This is a genomic window from Agrobacterium sp. A3-95, from assembly GCF_053521785.1.
This window is the reverse complement of record NZ_JBNWDR010000001.1, coordinates 990,565-1,009,835: the sequence shown is the minus strand read 5'-3', so window position 1 is coordinate 1,009,835 and position 19,271 is coordinate 990,565. Positions and strand designations below refer to the sequence as shown.

Annotated in this window: 21 protein-coding genes; 5 read left to right on the top strand and 16 right to left on the bottom strand. The window is 59.4% G+C overall.

The genetic code is table 11. The features are described from left to right. Positions 1 to 181: 181 nt before the first annotated feature. The 4 genes from exbB to ACQZ5Y_RS05030 all read left to right on the top strand — a co-directional run bounded on the left by exbB (position 182) and on the right by ACQZ5Y_RS05030 (position 3,933). Complete coding sequence (exbB, locus tag ACQZ5Y_RS05045; protein WP_065703610.1) at positions 182 to 1,342, top strand: tonB-system energizer ExbB; 1,161 nt, start codon at positions 182 to 184, stop codon at positions 1,340 to 1,342. A 6-nt stretch (positions 1,343 to 1,348) separates the two neighbouring features. Then, positions 1,349 to 1,834 carry a TonB system transport protein ExbD gene (gene exbD / locus ACQZ5Y_RS05040; RefSeq protein WP_013635265.1) on the top strand — a complete coding sequence of 162 codons (486 nt, stop codon included), beginning with the start codon at positions 1,349 to 1,351 and terminating at the stop codon, positions 1,832 to 1,834. After that, positions 1,831 to 2,757, top strand: coding sequence for a TonB family protein (locus ACQZ5Y_RS05035; RefSeq protein WP_003514462.1), 927 nt, complete (start codon positions 1,831 to 1,833; stop codon positions 2,755 to 2,757). Before exbD ends, ACQZ5Y_RS05035 begins: the two co-directional genes overlap by 4 nt. Positions 2,758 to 2,943: 186 nt before the next feature. Further along, positions 2,944 to 3,933, top strand: a complete 990-nt coding sequence (locus ACQZ5Y_RS05030; RefSeq protein ID WP_019564530.1) for an Ldh family oxidoreductase — start codon at positions 2,944 to 2,946, stop codon at positions 3,931 to 3,933. A gap of 223 nt (positions 3,934 to 4,156) precedes the next feature. Here ACQZ5Y_RS05030 and ACQZ5Y_RS05025 read toward each other — a convergent pair whose 3' ends face one another. The 16 genes from ACQZ5Y_RS05025 to phnG form a co-directional block, all read right to left on the bottom strand. After that, positions 4,157 to 4,402 (bottom strand): helix-turn-helix domain-containing protein, encoded by a 246-nt coding sequence (locus ACQZ5Y_RS05025; protein ID WP_003514469.1) that lies wholly within the window; start codon positions 4,400 to 4,402, stop codon positions 4,157 to 4,159. Between the two features lie 383 nt (positions 4,403 to 4,785). Further along, positions 4,786 to 5,826 (bottom strand): AraC family transcriptional regulator, encoded by a 1,041-nt coding sequence (locus tag ACQZ5Y_RS05020; protein WP_065659758.1) that lies wholly within the window; start codon positions 5,824 to 5,826, stop codon positions 4,786 to 4,788. 87 nt (positions 5,827 to 5,913) lie between these two features. Then, complete coding sequence (gene phnN / locus ACQZ5Y_RS05015) at positions 5,914 to 6,528, bottom strand: phosphonate metabolism protein/1,5-bisphosphokinase (PRPP-forming) PhnN (RefSeq protein WP_174049108.1); 615 nt, start codon at positions 6,526 to 6,528, stop codon at positions 5,914 to 5,916. Next, positions 6,525 to 7,661, bottom strand: coding sequence for an alpha-D-ribose 1-methylphosphonate 5-triphosphate diphosphatase (locus tag ACQZ5Y_RS05010; protein WP_003514474.1), 1,137 nt, complete (start codon positions 7,659 to 7,661; stop codon positions 6,525 to 6,527). Before ACQZ5Y_RS05010 ends, phnN begins: the two co-directional genes overlap by 4 nt. Continuing rightward, entirely contained in the window at positions 7,658 to 8,356 is a 699-nt protein-coding gene (locus ACQZ5Y_RS05005; protein WP_019564525.1) for a DUF1045 domain-containing protein, read from the bottom strand. The genes ACQZ5Y_RS05010 and ACQZ5Y_RS05005 overlap by 4 nt, the downstream gene beginning before the upstream one ends. A 266-nt stretch (positions 8,357 to 8,622) precedes the next feature. Continuing rightward, the gene (phnE, locus tag ACQZ5Y_RS05000; protein ID WP_174049109.1) at positions 8,623 to 9,972 is read right to left on the bottom strand and encodes a phosphonate ABC transporter, permease protein PhnE; all 1,350 of its coding nucleotides are present in this window, start codon (positions 9,970 to 9,972) and stop codon (positions 8,623 to 8,625) included. After that, positions 9,972 to 10,958, bottom strand: a complete 987-nt coding sequence (gene phnE / locus ACQZ5Y_RS04995) for a phosphonate ABC transporter, permease protein PhnE (protein ID WP_013635271.1) — start codon at positions 10,956 to 10,958, stop codon at positions 9,972 to 9,974. The genes phnE (ACQZ5Y_RS05000) and phnE (ACQZ5Y_RS04995) overlap by 1 nt, the downstream gene beginning before the upstream one ends. Positions 10,959 to 11,027: 69 nt before the next feature. Continuing rightward, positions 11,028 to 11,933, bottom strand: coding sequence for a phosphonate ABC transporter substrate-binding protein (gene phnD, locus ACQZ5Y_RS04990; RefSeq protein WP_003514479.1), 906 nt, complete (start codon positions 11,931 to 11,933; stop codon positions 11,028 to 11,030). An 85-nt stretch (positions 11,934 to 12,018) separates the two neighbouring features. Further along, the gene (phnC, locus tag ACQZ5Y_RS04985; RefSeq protein WP_003514481.1) at positions 12,019 to 12,879 is read right to left on the bottom strand and encodes a phosphonate ABC transporter ATP-binding protein; all 861 of its coding nucleotides are present in this window, start codon (positions 12,877 to 12,879) and stop codon (positions 12,019 to 12,021) included. A gap of 237 nt (positions 12,880 to 13,116) precedes the next feature. Beyond that, positions 13,117 to 13,734, bottom strand: coding sequence for a transferase hexapeptide repeat family protein (locus ACQZ5Y_RS04980; protein WP_003514484.1), 618 nt, complete (start codon positions 13,732 to 13,734; stop codon positions 13,117 to 13,119). Next, positions 13,731 to 14,438, bottom strand: coding sequence for a phosphonate C-P lyase system protein PhnL (gene phnL, locus ACQZ5Y_RS04975; protein WP_003514486.1), 708 nt, complete (start codon positions 14,436 to 14,438; stop codon positions 13,731 to 13,733). The genes ACQZ5Y_RS04980 and phnL overlap by 4 nt, the downstream gene beginning before the upstream one ends. A gap of 4 nt (positions 14,439 to 14,442) precedes the next feature. Beyond that, the gene (gene phnK, locus ACQZ5Y_RS04970; RefSeq protein ID WP_003514488.1) at positions 14,443 to 15,219 is read right to left on the bottom strand and encodes a phosphonate C-P lyase system protein PhnK; all 777 of its coding nucleotides are present in this window, start codon (positions 15,217 to 15,219) and stop codon (positions 14,443 to 14,445) included. After that, positions 15,216 to 16,118, bottom strand: coding sequence for an alpha-D-ribose 1-methylphosphonate 5-phosphate C-P-lyase PhnJ (locus ACQZ5Y_RS04965; RefSeq protein ID WP_003514490.1), 903 nt, complete (start codon positions 16,116 to 16,118; stop codon positions 15,216 to 15,218). Before ACQZ5Y_RS04965 ends, phnK begins: the two co-directional genes overlap by 4 nt. A gap of 133 nt (positions 16,119 to 16,251) precedes the next feature. Then, complete coding sequence (locus ACQZ5Y_RS04960) at positions 16,252 to 17,361, bottom strand: carbon-phosphorus lyase complex subunit PhnI (protein WP_145166464.1); 1,110 nt, start codon at positions 17,359 to 17,361, stop codon at positions 16,252 to 16,254. 1 nt (position 17,362) lies between these two features. Then, positions 17,363 to 17,971 carry a phosphonate C-P lyase system protein PhnH gene (phnH, locus tag ACQZ5Y_RS04955; protein ID WP_162633657.1) on the bottom strand — a complete coding sequence of 203 codons (609 nt, stop codon included), beginning with the start codon at positions 17,969 to 17,971 and terminating at the stop codon, positions 17,363 to 17,365. Beyond that, entirely contained in the window at positions 17,971 to 18,432 is a 462-nt protein-coding gene (gene phnG, locus ACQZ5Y_RS04950; protein WP_003514497.1) for a phosphonate C-P lyase system protein PhnG, read from the bottom strand. Before phnG ends, phnH begins: the two co-directional genes overlap by 1 nt. A gap of 82 nt (positions 18,433 to 18,514) precedes the next feature. Between phnG and phnF the strand changes: the two genes are divergently transcribed. Further along, positions 18,515 to 19,252 (top strand): phosphonate metabolism transcriptional regulator PhnF, encoded by a 738-nt coding sequence (gene phnF, locus ACQZ5Y_RS04945; protein WP_080799808.1) that lies wholly within the window; start codon positions 18,515 to 18,517, stop codon positions 19,250 to 19,252. Positions 19,253 to 19,271 lie beyond the last annotated feature (19 nt).

Genomic DNA, 19,271 nt, shown 5'->3' with positions numbered 1-19,271 from the left:
GGTCAATTTTTTGTAAAGAAGAGTTTACGGGTCGTCTTTTGGCAATATAATAGTTGTCAAAAGAACTCAGGTTTATTATCGGAACGTCAAGCTTTCACGACGGCATCCGTTCATGGCCCCGGTTTTAATGAACCGGTCAATCTGCGGATGAGTTCATCGACGGAAATCCGGGATAAAAATTATGTCAGCTGAGACCTCAACTTCTTCCGCGTGCTTCACCAGAGCAAACAAAACACGGCATATCTCACTTGCCATGACGGTCACTTTGCTGGCCGGCTTGAGTGCCGGAGCGGTTTTTGCTCAGTCGGCATCCGAAACCCAGATCCAACCAGCACCTGCACCGGCAACGGAAACGATGCAGCCCGCGCAGTCGCCGGCTGAGACGCCGAGCGCTCCGGCAGTCCAGCCTGTGCCGCCTTCCGCTGCCGCGCCCACACAGCCCGCGCCGGCCCAGCCTGCGCCCGCCGCAAGTAATCCCACGCCGGCAGCCGAAGGTGTTTCACCGCAGCCGACACAGACGGAGCAACCCGCTCCGACGAACGGTACGGCAGCGCCGAACGAGGTCTCCACCCCGGTTGAACCGGTAGTCGCCGAACCCGCAAGTGCCGGACATCGTGCGGACATTCCGCACAACCTGTCTCCCTGGGGCATGTTCATGGCGGCGGACTGGGTCGTGAAGGGCGTGATGATCGGTCTCGCTTTCGCATCGCTCGTCACCTGGACGGTCTGGGTGGCGAAGTCTATCGAGCTGGCCGGTGCACGGGTGCGCGCCGGTGCGACGCTCAAGGTTATTCGCAGGGCGAAAACCCTGAACGAGGCGACTGAGGCCGTCGAAAAGAAGGGCGGGCCGGCAGCGCTGATGTTGCGCATGGCAACTCACGAAATGCAGCTTTCCGACGCGGTGGTCGAACACACCGACGGCGGCGGCATCAAGGAGCGTGTATCCTCGGCCCTGTCACGCATTGAAACCCACGCCGGTCGCCGCATGTCGCGCGGAACGGGCGCCTTGGCGACCATCGGCTCCACCGCTCCCTTTGTCGGTCTGTTCGGTACCGTCTGGGGCATCATGAATTCCTTCATCAGCATCTCGGAATCGCAGACCACCAATCTTGCCGTCGTGGCACCCGGCATTGCCGAGGCGCTGCTTGCCACGGCAATCGGCCTTGTTGCTGCTATTCCAGCGGTGGTGATCTACAACGTCTTCGCCCGCTCGATCACGGGATACCGGCATTTGCTGGCGGATGCCGCAGCCGGCGTGGAACGCCTCGTCAGCCGCGACCTCGATTTCCGCCGCATTCCGCCGGGCAGCAGCAAGCCCGCTGTGTCGTTGGTTGGGCGGTGATCGGTCATGGCTGGCGGTATTCGCGAAAATAGCGGAGACGATCTCTCCGAAAACCACGAAATCAATGTCACGCCTTTCATCGACGTGATGCTGGTTCTGCTCATCATCTTCATGGTTGCCGCACCGCTGGCGACCGTGGATGTGAATGTCGATCTGCCCGCATCCACCGCCAAGCCGGCGGAGCGCCCGGAAGAGCCGCTTTATCTGACCGTCAAGGATGATCTGTCGCTCAATCTCGGCAATGATGCGGTTGCCCGCGAAGCCCTGGCAGCGGCGATCGACCGGCAGACGGGCGGCAAGAAAGATACGCGAATTTTCCTGCGCGCCGACAAAGCCGTCGACTATGGCCACTTCATGGAAATCATGAACCTGCTTCGCGATGCCGGATATCTGAAAATCGCTCTGGTAGGGCTGGAAAATGCCGCTGCGGCAACGCAGCCAGCCGGTGCCGTTCCGCCCGCCGCGCCCGCAGTGCCAGGAACCGCGCCATGACTGAAAACGGCTACCCGCAGTCCCGACATTCCCGCCTCGGGGAAGCGGCGTTGTGGTCCGCCGCAGCACTGCTCATGCTGGGCGTTCATGCGGGTTTTGCCTATTACCTGATGCAGGAACCAGAGGAACTGGATGCCGGCGGGCCGCCGCCTGCCGCGATCATGATCGAAATGGCAGCCATACCGGAAGCCGTCAACACCGAGGAAACGACGCCTGCGCAGGACGTTGAAGATGCCGAAGAGGTAAAGAGCGACAACAGCCAGCCGGTAGAGGAAGTCACCCCGGAGGAGCCGCCGCCGCCTGAGCCGGTTGTGGAAACGCCGCCGCCGGAACCCGTGCAGCCGCCGGAACCGCCGGTCGAGGAGATCGTCGAGCCGCAGGAAATTCCCGAACCGGTGGAGCCGATCGATCCCGTGCAGGAACAGATGATGGCGGAACTCGAAAATGTCGAGGTTCCCTTGCCCGTCATCCGGCCGCCGCCGCCGCCGGTCGAAAAGAAGGTGGAGAAGAAAGAACCGGACGACAAGAAGAAGGTCGAGCGCCAGCGCCCCAAACCGCAACAGGCATCGGAACTGCGCGAAACGGCCAAGGCCGAGACACAGCAATCCGACCGGACGGCGGCATCGCGCAACAATGCCGGTTTCTTCTCTTCATCCTCCGCCTCGCCGGCAAAATGGGGATCGAAGGTTCGCTCGCATATCCAGAGGCGTAAGCCCCGCTCGCTTCGCAGCGATGCGATGACAGCGACCGTGCGGTTCCGGGTTAACGATACAGGCGCCATCAGCGGTGTCAGTGTGGTGCAGTCCACTGGTGATTCCTCCATCGACCAGCAGATTGCGGCCTGGATCCAGAGCGCGTCACCCGTGCCCGCGCCGCCACCGGATGCAAATAAGACAATCACCTTGCCGATCAGCATCCGCTAGATCGATTCCAAGGCCACGTCGCGGTTCTGCTGGAATAAGCTCTTGCCTGGTATGACGCCCTGCCAAAGGGCGAATGCGTGCCCGACCGTTATTCTCGATAAGATATCCATTCGGGCCTGAATTGCATTTCGCGAATGTTTTCGATGGTGTAGGTCTTGTCGACTTAACACGCAGAGGCATTCCGGAATGAAATTCTCAATCGCAGAGGCGGAGGATCTCGTATCCTCTATCTTTGAGCGTAACGGCGTTCTGCCGCAAAACGCCCGCTCCGTGGCGAAGGCGCTCGTGGCATCCGAGGCTGCAGGACAGGGCGGCCACGGTTTTCGGCGTATCCCCGTTTATGTCCGTCAGGCGCGGGTTGGCAAGGTCAATGGCAATGCGCGGCCGGTGGCAAGTCGTGTCAAACCGGGTGTGCTGTCAATCGACGCTAACAACGGTTACGCCTATCCCGCGATCGACTGCGCCGTAGACGAGTTGCCGGACATGGCCCGGCAGCAGGGCATCGCGCTTGCCGCGATCCATCGCTCCCATCATGCAGGCGTCATGGCACTTACAGTCGAGCGTTTCGCGGAAATGGGCCTCGTGGCGCTGATGTTCGCCAATGCGCCTGCATCCATGGCGCCTTGGGGTGGCACCAAACCGCTCTATGGCACCAATCCGATTGCTTTCGCCAGCCCTGTTGGCGAGGCAGATCCGCTGGTGATCGATCTGGCGCTTTCCAAGGTTGCGCGCGGAAAGATCATGGCGGCCCGCCAGAAAGGCGAAACCATTCCGGGCGACTGGGCGCTTGATACGAATGGCCGGCCCACGACCGATCCCGAAGAAGCCCTGGCCGGAACGATGGTGCCTGCGGGCGAGGCCAAGGGGGCTGCCCTGGCGCTGATGGTGGAGATCATGGCCGCCGCGCTCACCGGTGGAAGCTTCGCCTTCGAGGCCTCTTCCCTTCTGGACGACAAGGGTGCGCCACCCTCTCTCGGCCATACGATCATCGCCATAGACCCCGTATCGTCGGGCGGTGCGGCCTTTACCGAGCGACTGGCGCTTATCGCCGGAGAGATAGAGAAGCAGGAAAACGTGCGTTTGCCCGGTCGGCGAAGCCAGGGCATTCGAAGGCAGGCGCTGGAAAGCGGTATCATCGTCGAAAGCGATATTCTTGCCGAGATTCAGTCGCTGTGAGGAACTGAAAATGAAAACCCGGCGGACCGGAAAGTCCGCCGGGTAAACCGTGTATGGCTGCCTTGCATTTGCGCCGATAGGCCGGAAATCATTTCCGACCCGCCTTTTGGTCCGCCGTCCCGCCATCGAAATGGTGGGTTTTTGGCGCAGAAAGCAACACATCCGGTTTTGGCTTACGGGAAGGGGACGATATCGCGTAAGCTTTTGGAGCGAGAGGGAAGCTCTAAATATCCTGTTCGATCAGTCCACGCAGCAGGGCGATGCTGACGGCATTCAGCAGATTGGCCGCACCCAGCCTTAGGCGGACCCGTTCCAGAGTATCTTTAACATCCGCTTCGTCCGCTCCCGTTATCAAGGCAATGTGAGAAGGATGTCGGCCCCGCGCAACGAGCCCCAGATATTGCCGCTCACGATCCGAAAGGACGATTTCACGCGCCTGGTGACGTTCATGCTGCGTTTTTGACGACATAGTCTTTCAGCCTCAAAAGAGATTGACCTTCCCAAAGCCGGATGTGGCCTCAGGAACCAGGCAGTAAGCAGCTGATCTCGCAGCCAGCCGGTCCCGGCATGGGCATATCCTCGGCGATGAAAGAATGACTGCATCGTCCTTCCCAAAAACCTGAAATCGGTTCTTGTCCAGAACAATGTAAAATTCAAAGCTTTGGAATGTTTTCCGTCATGCCCGAAGGCATATTGCGGCGTTCTATTAGGCGGTCTGCCATCTCAAGAGAATAACATCTCACGCCAAGTTTTGCGTTTTTATTGTTATGTTTCGATACATAATCCAATGAACGCCGACATATTTCCCAATTTTATTTTGGATATATGGAATATTGATGCTGGGAATGCGTCCTATACGGCGGAATGATGCGCGTGTTTCTTGCGAATATCCGTGGGCGTTGCCCCGAACCAGCGGGAAACGGAACGCGAAAACGCACCCGGCGTAGAATAGCCGAGCCTGTAGCTGATATCGGAAACCGGAAGATCGCTTTCCACGAGGAGCTTGAAGCCGGCATTCTTGCGAATGGCGTCCTTTATCTCGTTGAGATTAGTCCCAAGCTCGGCAAGCCGTCTTTGAAAACTGCGTTCCGACAGGTTGAAATAGGGGGCGATCTCGCTCAGCGAAAGCTCGGCATCCGACAGCCGCACCTGCATGTAACGCTTCACCTGATCGATGAAATGCGTGGCGTCTGCCGATGTCTCCGGCCGCAGCATCCGGCATTGCAAGTTCATCAGCTCGAACAGCCGCTCATCTGCATTTGGGTTGACCACGTCCAGAAGTGATGTGGGAAGACGCATGGTATGGATGGGTTGCGAAAAGCTGACGCGCTTGGTCATTCTTTCTTTAAATAGCTGAATATTAACCGGTTTCGGCCGTTCCAGACCGATCTCGATCAGGTTGACGCGCTCCCCCAGAATATCGCGAAGGCGCTGGATCAGAGCTGTCAGCGACAAATCCACATATTGATCGCGTTTGGCGATGACAGGCGCAAAGGACCACGACAGGGTTACGTGCGCGGCATCCGTGACCATGGTGAAATTGCTGTTATTGGTCGCGTAATAAACGTGATCCTGAAGAAAACGCAGGAAAGCCCGCACTGTCGGCGCGCTGATCAGGCCATATCCGAATGCGCCGGATGCGCCGGCGGGAAAGGTGGACGCGCATTGCAAACCAAAGGCGTCGTCGCCGGAAATCAACGCACATGTCTCGAGCAGGCGGCAAAATCGGTCGAGGCTGATGCGCTCCGTCACGCTGCCGAAAGTGGCGGGATCGATATCGAGAGCCTTGCAGATGGGGGCAATATCGATGCCCCGCGACCGTGCATAATTGGCGACGCCGGCGGCCAGACCGGCCACCACTGTTATCTCGTCGCTGACCCTCTTTTCAGGCATCCCTCGCCTTGGCGTACCATGTTTGGAAATTGTCGCCTGATGGTAAGCGTTGGGAAGCCATTTGTCGAGCAGTTCGGCCTATGGAGTTTAAATGTGGCGACGGCAGGCGCTCTGCTCCAGCACCTGCATGATGGTTTTGCCCGCATCTTCCATGGAACCGCTATTGTCCACGGTCGTCACATCAAAATCTCCGACGACCGTGAGCGAACTGCGTTCCAGCCGCCGGAGAATATCCTCCCGGCTTTCCCGCCCGCGCTGCTCCAGCCGCTTCGCCAGCACGTCCGGCCGTGCAACGATGTTCACGACCTTGAGGCGCGCAAAGGCGGTGCCGAACTGGGGCAGGGCCGAGCGGGAGCCGTTGGCGATGACCACGTCTCCCGCATTAAGATGACGATAGACGGCGGCCGGAATGCCATATTTCAGCCCATGCGCCTGCCAGGAAACGGCAAAAGCACCTTCCTCTTCCAGCCGGTTGAACTCGTGCATGGAAACCGCATCGTGATTTTCGCCGCCGGCATCGCCGCTGCGGGTAATGACCCGGCGGGTGAAATGGAAGCCCGGCCGCCCGGACAGCTGCGCTGCCGCATAATCCATCAGCGTGTCCTTGCCGGCCCCACTCGGGCCGACAATTACGATCATGGTTCCGGGCACCGTACCCAGTGTCTGGCCGTCAAGCCGGCTATCCTGTCCGTTGCCGTTCATGCCACACGTTTGCCCTGACGCCAGACCGAGCGGGCGACGGGAACGCCGTCCTCGCGGTGAACTCGGACCAGATCGGCCCGCAATCCCGTTGCGATGCTGCCGCGATCGCGAAGGCCCACCGTTCGTGCCGGCGTGGAGGTAACCATGCGCAACGCTTCCGGCAGAGTGATGGCTTCCACCTGATCGGCGAGCAGGAACGGCGCGTAAAGCAGGCTGAACGGCACATAGTCGGAAGAGAGAACATCCAGTACGCCAAGTTCGGCAAGATCACGCGCGGCGATGTTGCCGGAATGGGACTTGCCGCGAACGATGTTCGGTGCGCCCATCAGCACGCTCATGCCGGCGCTGTGCGAAGCCTTTGCCGCCTCGACGCTGGTGGGGAACTCCGCGAGTTTCACGCCGTGTCCAATCGCTTCGCCCACATGCGCTTCTGTAGCGTCGTCATGGCTTGCAACAGTTATGCCGCGCTCGGCGCAGCGGGCCGCCAGGTAATCCCGGTGCTTGGCGGAAAACTCCGCCGATGCCGTCTGCCGGCGTCTGACGAACTCGGCGAAAGCCTCGTCGCTCAGTCCGCGCTTCTTCTGGTAATAGAAGATATATTGGTCCATCGACTGGAACTGGCGCTGTCCCGGGGAGTGATCCATCATCGAAATCAGCCGTACACGCGGATCGGTCTCAAAATCTTCGAAATGCTCGAGCACATCGGCGGAGGCGACTTCACAGCGCAGGTGCAGCAGGTGATCTGCCCGCAGGCGGTTCTGATCGGCAGCGGTTTCAATGGCATCCGCCATTTCCCGCATCTCGCCCTTCTTGAACCCGCCATCTTCGTCGGAGCCCAGCCGCAGGCAGTCGAAAACAGTGGTAATGCCTGATGACGCGACCTGCGCATCGTGAGCCTGAATGGCGGCGATCTTATCCCAGATAACCCCGGGACGCGGCGAATAGTGCTGTTCCAGATGGTCGGTGTGCAGTTCCACCAGACCCGGGATGAGGAAATCGCCTTCGAGATCCTCACCGGTTTTGGAGGCGCCTTCGCTGATATCGGCGATCTTGCCGTCACGGATCAGAACGGATCCCAGAATAATATCGTCTTCCAGAACGATACGGGCGTTGGAAAGGGCATGCTCGGTCATGGGTCAGCATCTTTCTTTGGCGGCTGGCCAAGCGGGTGCCAGCGATGAACGGTAAATGGTGCGCCGCGCGTTTCCTCAACGAACAAAGCGAGGCCGGAAATGGTGAGAGGCCGGTCGACGAACTCGGAAAACTTGGTCGAAAGCACATCCTGGATAGCGGGCGCGTCGCTTTCGTCGATGCGGCCCGTCAGCGTCATATGAAAGCGGAAGTCGTCCATGACATGCGGATAACCCCAGAGCGACAGATTTTGCCGCTGGCTTTCGGTCAGGTTTTGCGGGCGCCGGCGGGCAATGTCGGTCTCGGACAAGGGCGCGCGAAACCGGTCGAAATGGTCAACGATCTCAGCGGCAAAATCCTGCAGCGGCTGGTAGGTGCGATCCGGAACGAGCGCGAAAAACGGCCCGAGTGCACCGATGACAACACGCGGAATATCGAAGACGGACTGGCTGGCCGCAAACTGTTCGAGGGCGGCGACGAGATCCGCTTCGCTGTATTTTTCGGAAAGCTCGAAGGGGGCTTTCAGCGTCGCGTGGAAACCGTAACGGCGCGGCTCCTCCGTCATCTCCGCATAAGCGGCATGGTCATCATGTTGCGCGCCGGAAAACGCATTGCGTCCCAGCCAGCGCGACGCCGCTTCAGTCAGTGGATGATCTTTAGCCGGAGAAAAATAGATGGCGTAGCGCACGGCAAGCACTCTTCGGTGTCATGGAAAACCTGGATGAAAAGCTATTTGGCGTGACTCGCCCGCTTCCCGCAAGGTCAGGAGTGCGAGGTAATCGCTTTCCGTGACAGAATGATGATGCCCCAGGAAAAAAAGCGCTTGAAACGCCGCGTGTCTCTCGAATGTCCGCAAGACGGATGCTGGCGCATTGAGGGGATGTATCTGACTTTGCAAAGAGGTTCCGGTTTTGCGCACGTCTCGGGAAGCGGGATAGCGAAATCCCGCTCCTGCTTTATGAATTAATGCTGGGTTTTCCCGATCAGGCGCGACCGCAGGGAATTCGAGATGTGGTCGAACAGGAAAACCACGAAGAGAATGAGCAGCACCATATAAGCAACCTTGTCCCAGTCGGCATTGGTACCCATTGCTTCCAGCAGTTTCAAACCGATGCCGCCAGCGCCAACCGCACCGATGATCGTGGCTGAACGGGTGTTGCTTTCCCAGAAATAAAGCGACTGGGAAATGAAGACCGGCAGGACCTGCGGAAGCACGCCGAAACGATTGACGGCAATGGGGGAAGCGCCAACCGATTTGACGCCCTCGCGCTGCTTGTCGTCAACATTCTCCAGCGCCTCGGCATAAACCTTGCCGAGCGCGCCGGTATCGGTGAAAAAGATCGCGGCAATGCCGGGGATCGGCCCCGGACCGAAGCTGCGGGTGAAAAACAGCGCCCAGATCAGCATGTCGATCGAGCGCAGGAAGTCGAACAGACGCTTCATGCCCCAGTTGGCGGCCGTGTTGGCGGTGATATTGCGTGCGGCGAGAAAAGCGAGCGGCAGGGCAACGAGCGTGCCGAACAGCGTGCCCACAAAGGCCATCACCAGCGTCTGCATCAGCTTGGAAAGAATATCGGCGTGCTGCCAGACACCATTGTCGAGGAAATCATCGACCATGTGGCTGATGTTTGAGCGCGTGGGATCGAGCCTTTCCCCCCACAGCGCCAGTGCGGCAAGGTCGCCGTAGCTCTTGCCCCAGAATTCCGATTTGGTATCGAACAGGAAGTTCGCCCACCCGAGGAACCGCCGCTGCACGTAAACCTGGCTGGTGCGGATTTCCGCCTGTCCGGCAAAACCGTAGTGCACGAGAACCTTGTTGCCGTCCTGCGTGATCTCTTGCGGCAGGACCTCAGGCGCCAGAGCCTTGTCGCCATTGATGATGACGGGATAGTTCTTGCCGTCCACATAGACGTCCACCCGGGTCGGCGTTACGTCGAGACGGTTTTGCGTGCCCGCGTAAACGACGCTGTAGCCGCCATCCGGCAAGGGTTGCAGCCAGTCGATCGGCGCATCGGCGGGATATTGCATCCGGCTTGACCACTGCGGGTTCACCTTCCCGTCTTCGAAACGAAGGCGTGGCTGGGCCCGCCAGGAATACCAGTCCTGAATGTAGCTCGAAGCGCGATCCCATCGACCCTGCATGAAAGCGGGGCCGACATTGAAGAAGAAAAAGCAGGCGGTGAGATAGACGAGGACGGCGACAATACCGGTCAGCAAGCCGTATCGCTGCATGAAGCCGCGATTGAAAATTGCGGGATGTGCGGCCGTCAGCCTCTCGCGGTCTGCGGTATTGAGAATGAAGCTGGACGACATCAGGCCGCTCCCCGTCCGAATTCGAAGGATTGATGGCCGATCAGCCTGCGGCGCAACCAGCTTGAAAACTGGTCTACGGCGATGATGGTGATCAGCAGCAGGATGATGATGGCATAGGTCTTGGAAGCGTGATCGTTACCGATCGACAGCCGGAAGACCTCGCCAATGCCGCCACCACCAACGGCGCCGATGATGGTCGAGGCGCGTACGTTGATTTCGGCACGCAGCAATGCATAGGACACGAAATTGGGCAGGACCTGCGGCACGATGGCAAAGCGAACCCGCTCCAGCCAGTTGGCACCCGCGGCACGCAGGCCTTCATCCGCCTTCATGTCGGCATTTTCCACGACTTCGAAGAATAGCTTCCCCAGAGCCCCGATGGTGTGCACGGAAATCGCGATGATCGCCGCGATCGGCCCGATCGATAAGATGGCAGTCAGCAATCCCGCGACGACGATCTCCGGAAAAGCGCGCAGGATCTCCATTACCCGGCGTACAACCCAGCGCACGAGGCCGGCACCGATAAGGTTGGTGGAGGCAAAGAAGCACAGCACAAATGCGAAGGTCGTGCCTATTATCGTCGAGACCAGCGCGATGTTGAGCGTGATGATCAGCTGATAGATGAAATGCGGTATGTAGAAACCGTTGGTGATGTAAACGCGATCCGCGACATAGTTGTATTTCAGCGAACCGTTGTCATAGGGCGACGGCAGGTCGAACATCGCCCGGAAGACCTCGAGCGGGCTATCCGGCACGAATGTTTTCATGAAGTCGAAAAAATATGGCAGGCGCTCGAAGAACTTGCCCGAATTGGCCTCATTGGCGAAATTCAGTGAGGCGGCAAGGACGATGAGGAAGATAACGAGCGACATAACGGTATAAATCCGCCGTGTCCTAAGCTGCTGTTGATAATGACGCATCACCGTTCGGGACGATGCGCTCAATCCCTCGGGCGTGAGGGTACCATGTTGCAGTGTGGTCGCCATGCCGCTTTCCTTTATTGGCAAAAGCGGCGGTGCCGCAAGGCACCGCCGCTTCCGGATATGATCTGAGGATCAGCCGCCGATAACGGACTTACGGGCGTCGATGATCGTCTGGTAGAAAGCCGGGTCGACCTTGATGTAGGCAGTGTTCTTGCCCTGGGTGTAACCCTGGAAGCAGGCGAGATCCTTCTTCGGCAGTTCCATGAAGAAGTCTTCGACCTTCTGCTTCATGCTGTCACCGATCTTGTTGGCAACGAGAAGCGGACCGTTCGGGATCAGCGGGGATTTCCAGACCTGAACGATATCGTCCATGTCGAGGTTGCCCTTCTTGACCATCTGGTGAAGGTTGCCGCCGGAGTAGCCTTCTTCCCACTTGCCGACGCCCGAACCGAATGTCGTGCCGACGTCGAACTTTTTGTCGAGAACGGCGAGAACGAGGTTCTCATGGCCGCCGCCGAAGCCGGTTTCGGAGAAATATTCCTTGACCGGAACGCCGGTTTCCTTCGGGATCGATACGTTCGGGACGAGGAAGCCCGAGGTGGAGTCAGGGTCGGCGAAGCCGATCTTCTTGCCCTTGGCGTCAGCCAGAGACTTGATGCCGCTGTCCTTGCGGGCAACCATGATCGTGTAGTAGCCGCTGGAACCGTCAGAGCCGGTATAGGTCAGGATCGGATCGACGGCCTTGGGATCGGCAATGGCGATCTTGGCGTAGGAAGAAGCGCCCATGGATGCAATGTCGATGGTGCCGCCGAGCAGGCCCTGGATAACGCCGTTATAGTCCGGCGACGGGAAAACCTGAACTTCGGAAACGCCGGTTGCAGCCTTGAGGCCATCGGCAACGCACTTCGTGTTGCGGATCTGGTCGGCTTCATTTTCCGAACCGTCGAGACCGATACGCAGGACCTTGACGTCCTGAGCCATGGCCGAACCGGCCAGAACGCCAAGGGCGACTGCCGAAAGAAGGATTTTCTTCAACATGGACTTTCTCCTGTTTCCCGGCGAGCCGGAGTTTGTTGTGAAGTATCGGCCCTTGACGCGGGCGCAAACGATGCTGAGCGGTTCCTCAGAGCCCGGCGAGAGCCAGCGGTTCGGGACCGGCAGATTGCTGAACCGGACGCGCGGCAAGCTGCGCGCCGGGAATATTGATGCTGGTCGAGGTCATGGTCTCGTCGATGCCGGCGCCGTGTGAATCCGTGCCGTAAATCTCCGTGACCGCCGCCGCCGTCAGTTCGGCGGGTGTTCCGTCGAAAACGACTCGACCCTGCGACATGCCGATGATGCGTTCGCAATAATTGCGCGCCGTATCCAGCGTATGCAGATTGGTGATGACGGTGATGCCTTCACGCTCGTTGATGTCGCGCAGGGCGTCCATGACGATCTTGGCGTTCAGGGGATCGAGAGAGGCGATCGGCTCGTCGGCGAGAACCATCTTCGGAGACTGCATTAGTGCCCGGGCGATAGCGACGCGCTGCTGCTGGCCGCCGGAAAGCGTGCCCGCCGCCTGCATGGCTACGTGCTCGATGCCGAGCCGCTCGAGGGCGGCAATCGCCATCAGGCGCTCTTCATCCGTGAAGATGTTGAACAGGCTGAGCACGGTCGAACGGTGGTTCAGGCGGCCGAGCATGACATTGGTGAGCACGTCGAGACGCGGCACCAGATTGAACTGCTGGAAGATCATCGCGCAGTCGCGCTGCCAGTTGCGCAGGGCGGCACCCTTCAGCGAAGAGACTTCCGTGTCGTTGAAGTGAATGGAACCCGAGGAGGGATCGACGAGGCGGTTGATCATGCGCAGCAGCGTTGACTTTCCTGCGCCAGAACGTCCAATCACGCCAACCATCTGGCCTTGCGGAATTTCCACATTCACGGAATCGACCGCAGTGTGGTTGCCGAAACGGCGCGTGACTTGCTTCAGGTGAAAGCTCATTTCCCCGTCCAATCTTCTTCTAATGGGGTTCGACCTAACAGCGGTGCGTGAAGCGTGAATGTCAGTTTGATGAAGAAAATATTACAGAATGCGCAGATAAGGCGTGCGCGTGGTCGCCTGCGAACCTTTTAGTAGTCGTGCCACCGGATTGAGGCCGGCGGGTGTCTCGCAGACATGGTTAGGGAGACCCCGGAGCACGCCGCCCGGAATCTGCAGTTTCTTCGGTGTGGCGCGATTTTACCCGGCGTATTTCGCCACGAAATCCTCGGCGGCGAGGGTGCGGAAATCGTCCAGTGCGCCGCGCAGCGTTGCGTGGTCCCAGTCCCACCATTTGAGATCGTCCATGCGCTGGCCAAGGTCCGCCGGGAAGCGGTTCCTGATCAGCCGGGCGGGTACGCCGCCGACGATGGTATAGGGCGCAACGTCTTTCGACACGACCGCGCCGGCCCCGATTACCGCACCGTTTCCGATTGTGACGCCAGGCAGGATGGTCGCGCCATGGCCGATCCAGACATCGTGGCCGATCACCACGCGCTTGGCGCGGCGGGCGGCGAAGAAGTCATTTTCATCATCGGCGTCGTCCCAATAATTGCGGGCACGGTAGGTGAAATGGTGAAGTGTGGCGCGCGACATCGGATGATTGGTCGCGTTGATGCGGACGGATGCGGCGATGTTGACGAATTTGCCGATGGTGGCGCACCAGATCGCACCGTCCTGCATGACATAGGAATAGTCGCCCATCTCCACTTCCTCGATGCGGCAGCGTTCCGAGATTTCGGTATAGCGGCCGATCGATGAATTGGTGACACGGGCACTTTCGTGGACAACAGGTTCGAGACCGACCTTCACACTCATGCCGCTGCCTTCCGGGGGGAGAATTGCGAGACATCCAGAACGCGATCGGCCACGGCTTCCCGCACTTCCTCGTCATGGAAAATACCGAGCAAGGCCGTCCCTTTGCGCTTCTTTTCCGCGATCATCTCCACGACCACCCGTCGGTTGGCGGCATCCAGGGATGCGGTCGGTTCATCGAGAAGCAGGATCGCGTGATCGGTGATGAAACCGCGTGCGATGTTGACGCGCTGCTGCTCGCCGCCGGAAAAGGTTGCTGGCGGCAGCGACCACAATTCCCGCGGCAGGTTGAGTTTCGAAAGCAGAACGGCTGCCTGCTCGCGGGCCTCTTCCGCGGCAACCTTGCGCGCAAAAAGCGGCTCGGCGACGACGTCGATCGCCGGAACGCGCGGCACGGTGCGCAGAAACTGGCTGACATACCCGATGGTGCGATGACGAATCTCGAGGATGGTGCGCGGCGAGGCGCTGCCCATGTCGATGACCTGATCCTCGTGGCGGATGAGGATCTGGCCGCTGTCGATGGCATAATTGCCATAGAGCATTTTCAGGATCGAGCTTTTGCCGATGCCGGACGGGCCGCCGAGCACGACACATTCTCCGCCGGACACGGAGAAACTGACATCGCGGACAACAGGCAGTTCGATGCCATCGCGAAGATGCATGGTGAAGCTTTTGAAGACTTCCGAAACGATGAGGGGTGTCGGCATGGCGTCAAACCTGCAAAATGGAGGAAACAAGCAATTGCGTGTAGGGTTCGCGCGGATCATCCAGCACCCGGTCTGTCAGACCGTGTTCGATGACGTCACCACCCTTCATCACCATCATGCGATGGGAAAGCAGCCGCGCGACCGCCAGATCATGGGTGACGACGATAACGGCGAGGCCGAGATCGTTGACGAGACCACGTACAAGATCTAGCAGGCGTGCCTGCACCGAAACATCGAGGCCGCCGGTCGGTTCGTCCATGAAGACGAGGCGCGGTGAGGTCACCAGGTTGCGGGCAATCTGCAGACGCTGACGCATGCCGCCAGAAAAGGCGCGCGGCTGGTCGTCAATGCGGTCTGTGCCGATTTCCACCCGCTCCAGCCACTCGCTGGCTGATTGCCGGATATTGCCGTAATGCCGGTTACCGACAGCCATAAGCCGCTCGCCGACATTGGCGCCCGCCGAAACCGCCATGCGCAGTCCATCCGCTGGGTTCTGGTGCACGAAACCCCAGTCTGTCCGCATCAGGAAACGCCGTTCGGCCTCGCCCATATGATAGAGGTCTCGCACCGAGCCATCGCGCATGCGATATTCCACGCTGCCAGCCGTCGGCACGAGCCGTGTGGAAATGCAGTTGAGAAGCGTGGTCTTGCCGGAGCCGGATTCGCCGACGATTGCCAGAACCTCGCCCGGATAAAGCTCGAAGGAGACGTTACGGCAACCGGCGCGGTCGCCGTAATATTTCGAAACGTCCCTGACTTTCAGAAGCGGTGCGTCGCTCATTCTGCGGCCTCCTTCACATCCGCCAGCAAATGGCCCTTGTGGCCATGGGCGCGGCGGTCTTCGCAATGGTCGGTATCGGAGCAGACGAACATCCGCCCGCCCTTGTCGTCCAGCACCACCTCGTCCAGATAGACATTCTCCCCGCCGCACAGCGCGCAGGGCTTGTCGAAGCTCTGGATTTCAAACGGATGGTCCTCGAAATCCAGGCTGACGACATCCGTGTAGGGTGGCACGGCATAGATGCGCTTTTCGCGCCCGGCCCCGAACAATTGCAGGGCGTCCGACAGGTGCATTTTCGGATTGTCGAACTTCGGGGTTGGCGAGGGGTCCATCACATAGCGCCCCGCAACCTTCACCGGATAGGCATAGGTGGTGGAGATACGGCCGTTGCGGGCGATGTCCTCATAAAGCTTGACGTGCATCAGGCCGTATTCCTCCAGCGCATGCATGACGCGGGTTTCGGTCTCGCGCGGCTCGAGGAACCGCAAGGGTTCAGGAATGGGAACCTGATAGACAAGGACCTGCCCCGAATGCAGTTCTTCTTCGGGAATGCGGTGCCGCGTCTGGATGATGGTTGCATCCTTGGTGCGGGTGGTGACGGCGACATCAGCGACTTTCTGGAAGAAGGCGCGGATGGAAACGGCGTTGGTGGTGTCGTCGGCGCCCTGGTCGATAACCTTCAGGACATCGTCTGGACCGAGGATGGCGGCGGTCACCTGCACGCCGCCGGTGCCCCAGCCGTAAGGCATGGGCATTTCACGGGAAGCGAAGGGAACCTGATAACCGGGAATGGCAATTGCCTTCAGGATCGCCCGGCGGATCATCCGCTTGGTCTGTTCGTCCAGATAGGCGAAGTTGTAGGCAGCCAGCCCGTCGTCGAATGAAACTTCTTTAAGCATTGCGCGTTAACCTTGCGAAAAAAGGAGTACAAGCTCATGGAGATTGGAATTCTTGCAGCCGTGTTCTTTGCCGCTTTTGCAGCATTGACCGTCTTTTGCGCCTATTGGTTCGGCGAGCAGCACAGTCGCTGATTTATTCGGCGGCATCTCTCATCCATTCCCCGGCATCGGTGTCGGTCGCGTCGAAATCGGCGCGCATTTTGCGCACCAGGCCCAGTTCGGCCTGAAAATCCACGTAGTGCGGCAATTTCAGATGTTCGACAAAGCCCGTCGCCTGAACATTGTCGGCGTGCGAGATGACGAATTCCTCGTCCTGCGCCGGGGCAACCACATCCTCACCGAATTCAGCGGCGCGTAGCGCACGGTCGACCAGTGACATGGCCATCGCCTTGCGCTCGCTCTGGCCGAACACCAGACCGTAACCGCGGGTGAATTGCGGAGGTGCCTTGGCGGAACCCTTGAACTGGTTGACCATCTGGCATTCGGTGACCTTGATTTCGCCGACCGAGACAGCAAAACCGAGCTCCGGCACATCCAGTTCGACCTCCACCTCGCCGATGCGGATTTCACCGACGAACGGGTGTGTGCGGCCGTAACCGCGCTGCGTCGAATAGGCGAGCGCCAGAAGAAAGCCCTCGTCGCCGCGTGCAAGCGATTGCAGGCGCAGGTCGCGCGCCATCGGAAACTCTATTGGTTCGCGTGTAAGATCGCCGGCAACGTGGTCGTCCGGCATGTCGCCGTCACTTTCGATCAAGCCTTCTTCGGCGAGAATGTCGGATACGCGCATGACGTATTCTGTCTCTCCTTCACGGATGGCAGGGATCTCGACAGCTCCGTCCTCCAGCAGCGAGGGATCGAGCAGGCGGTGGGTGTAATCGAAGGTCGGTCCCAGCAATTGCCCGCCCGGCAAATCCTTGTAGGTTGCCGAAACGCGCCGTTGGACCGTCATCTTCGCAGTATCCACGGGAACAGAATAGCCGAAACGGGGCAGGGTCGTGCGGTAGGCGCGCAGCAGGAAAATCGCTTCTATCATGTCGCCGCGAGACTGCTTGACGGCAAGGGCGGCCAGCGACTGGTCGTAAAGCGAAGCCTCCGCCATGACCCGGTCAACGGCGAGCGAAAGCTGCGAAACGATCTGCGCCACCGTCATGGCGGGCAGGTCGCGGTCTCCGCGCCGCTTGTCGGCCAGAAGCCGGTGGGCGTTGGCGATGGCGGTTTCCCCGCCTTTGACAGCAACATACATCTTATGCCTCCACGGGTTGAATGCGCGTTGTGCGTGGCAGGCAGACGAATTTGTCGCCAGCCGTCAGGATGACGTCGATGCCGCGCGGGAAGATGGCGTTGTTTTCCGCCCATAGCCTCGGGAATATGTCCGGCAGGCCGGATGGGCTAATGATGTTGATATGGCGGATGCCGGGGCCGGACAGCAGCAGTTCCCGTCCGCCGTCAAGATCGGGCAATTCGATGATGACCGTCGTGGAACGGTCGGGGTATTCCTGACTGCCCTGGGCAAAGAGACCGAAGGAGGCAATTGCGCTTCCCGCCTCAATGACGGCGAAATGCGCCGCGTTTTTTTCCTCTGTTGTAACCGCCCCGGTGTGAAACCCGATCCATCCCGGCACCGTGGTTTTGCGTAGCGCGCCGCTCAGCCAGACCGGCGTGTCATGGTCGCAAAGTGCAAGAAGAACGGCGCCGCTGGCCGCACCAAGCGGCAGCGGCGGGGCAACTGTTGTTTCGATCGTTTGCGCTGTGCCTGGCCGGGCCATGCCGTCCATGAGCTTCTTGAAGATTCGCTGTGAATCGAAAACGGCGTCGGAAAAACCGCCCGTCAATGCTTCGGCTTTCACGCCCATCAATCCTCTCCTCGAACCATGGTGAAGAAATCCACACGAGTTGCGGCTGTTTCTTTCGTTTTCCGATCTTTCTCCTCGGCCAGTCTTTTTTCGACCGGTGAAAGAAGCTCGGTCTCGATGAAGCCGCGTGTCGGGTTTTCCTGCCAGAGCGCATCGAAAACCGCAGCGTACCAGGCCTTCTTGCGACCGGTGCCGAGCACATGCGCATGGCCGACGGTGCCGGATGCGAGCTTCACGGTTGCCCGGGTCACGGTGGTTTCGCCCAGATTAAAGGGCGCACCGCCGCCGCCGATGCGGCCCTTGACCATCACGAGGCCGGTTTCAGGCCCGCGCACGTTTTCCGTCTGCGGGCTGGCATCCTGCCGGCTCCAGACGGCCTCAAGTTCCTGAACGGTGGCGCGGGCAAGAAGTGCTGCCACCCGTTTCCTTTCCGCATGTGAATTCGCAGCTTCGTTATTCATCGCTTGACCTCTAATGTCTATTGATATAGACAACTATACAATATAAGTTACAATTAACGTCGATGAATGACAAGCGTGTGACATGAGCCCTTCGGCAGCGATGAAAAGAAAGAACGGCGTGGCGCTCTGGCGACAGATCGCCGACAGGATCAGGGGCGAGATCGCAGCGGGCGATCACGACGCAACCGGCATGTTGCCGCCAGAAATGACGCTGGCCGAAAAATTCGGTGTCAACCGCCATACCGTCAGGAGCGCCATTGCCGCGCTGGCAAGCGAAGGCATTCTCGAGGCGAGGCAGGGGCGCGGCACGATGATTGCGCGCAAGGAACGACTGAGCTTTCCGATTTCACTGCGCACACGGTTCACGGCCGGTATCAGCGATCAGGTGAAGGATATGCAGGCGCTGCTTCTTTCCCACACCACCGAGCCGGCAAATGCCGACTTGGCGGCACGGCTGCAATTACAGCCGGGTGCACCGCTTGTGCGTCTGGAAACCCTGCGAAAGGCCGACAGCCGGCCGGTTTCCCGCTCGACCACGTGGTTTCCGGCGGACCGTTTTTCAGGGATAGGGGAAGCCTATCAAAAAAGTGGGTCGATCACCGCCGCCTTCGAAATGCTGGGCGTCGCGGATTATGTACGCATCTCTACCGTCATTTCCGCGAGCCACGCTGATACCCAGGATCTGGCCGATCTCGAATTGTCGCCGGGCGCAATACTGCTCGTCACCCAGGCGCTGAACGCGGATATGGACGGCATTCCCGTGCAATATGCCATCAGCCGGTTCTCGGCAGATACGGTTGAGTTTACCGTGGAAAACTAAGGCGCAGACATAGACTGAA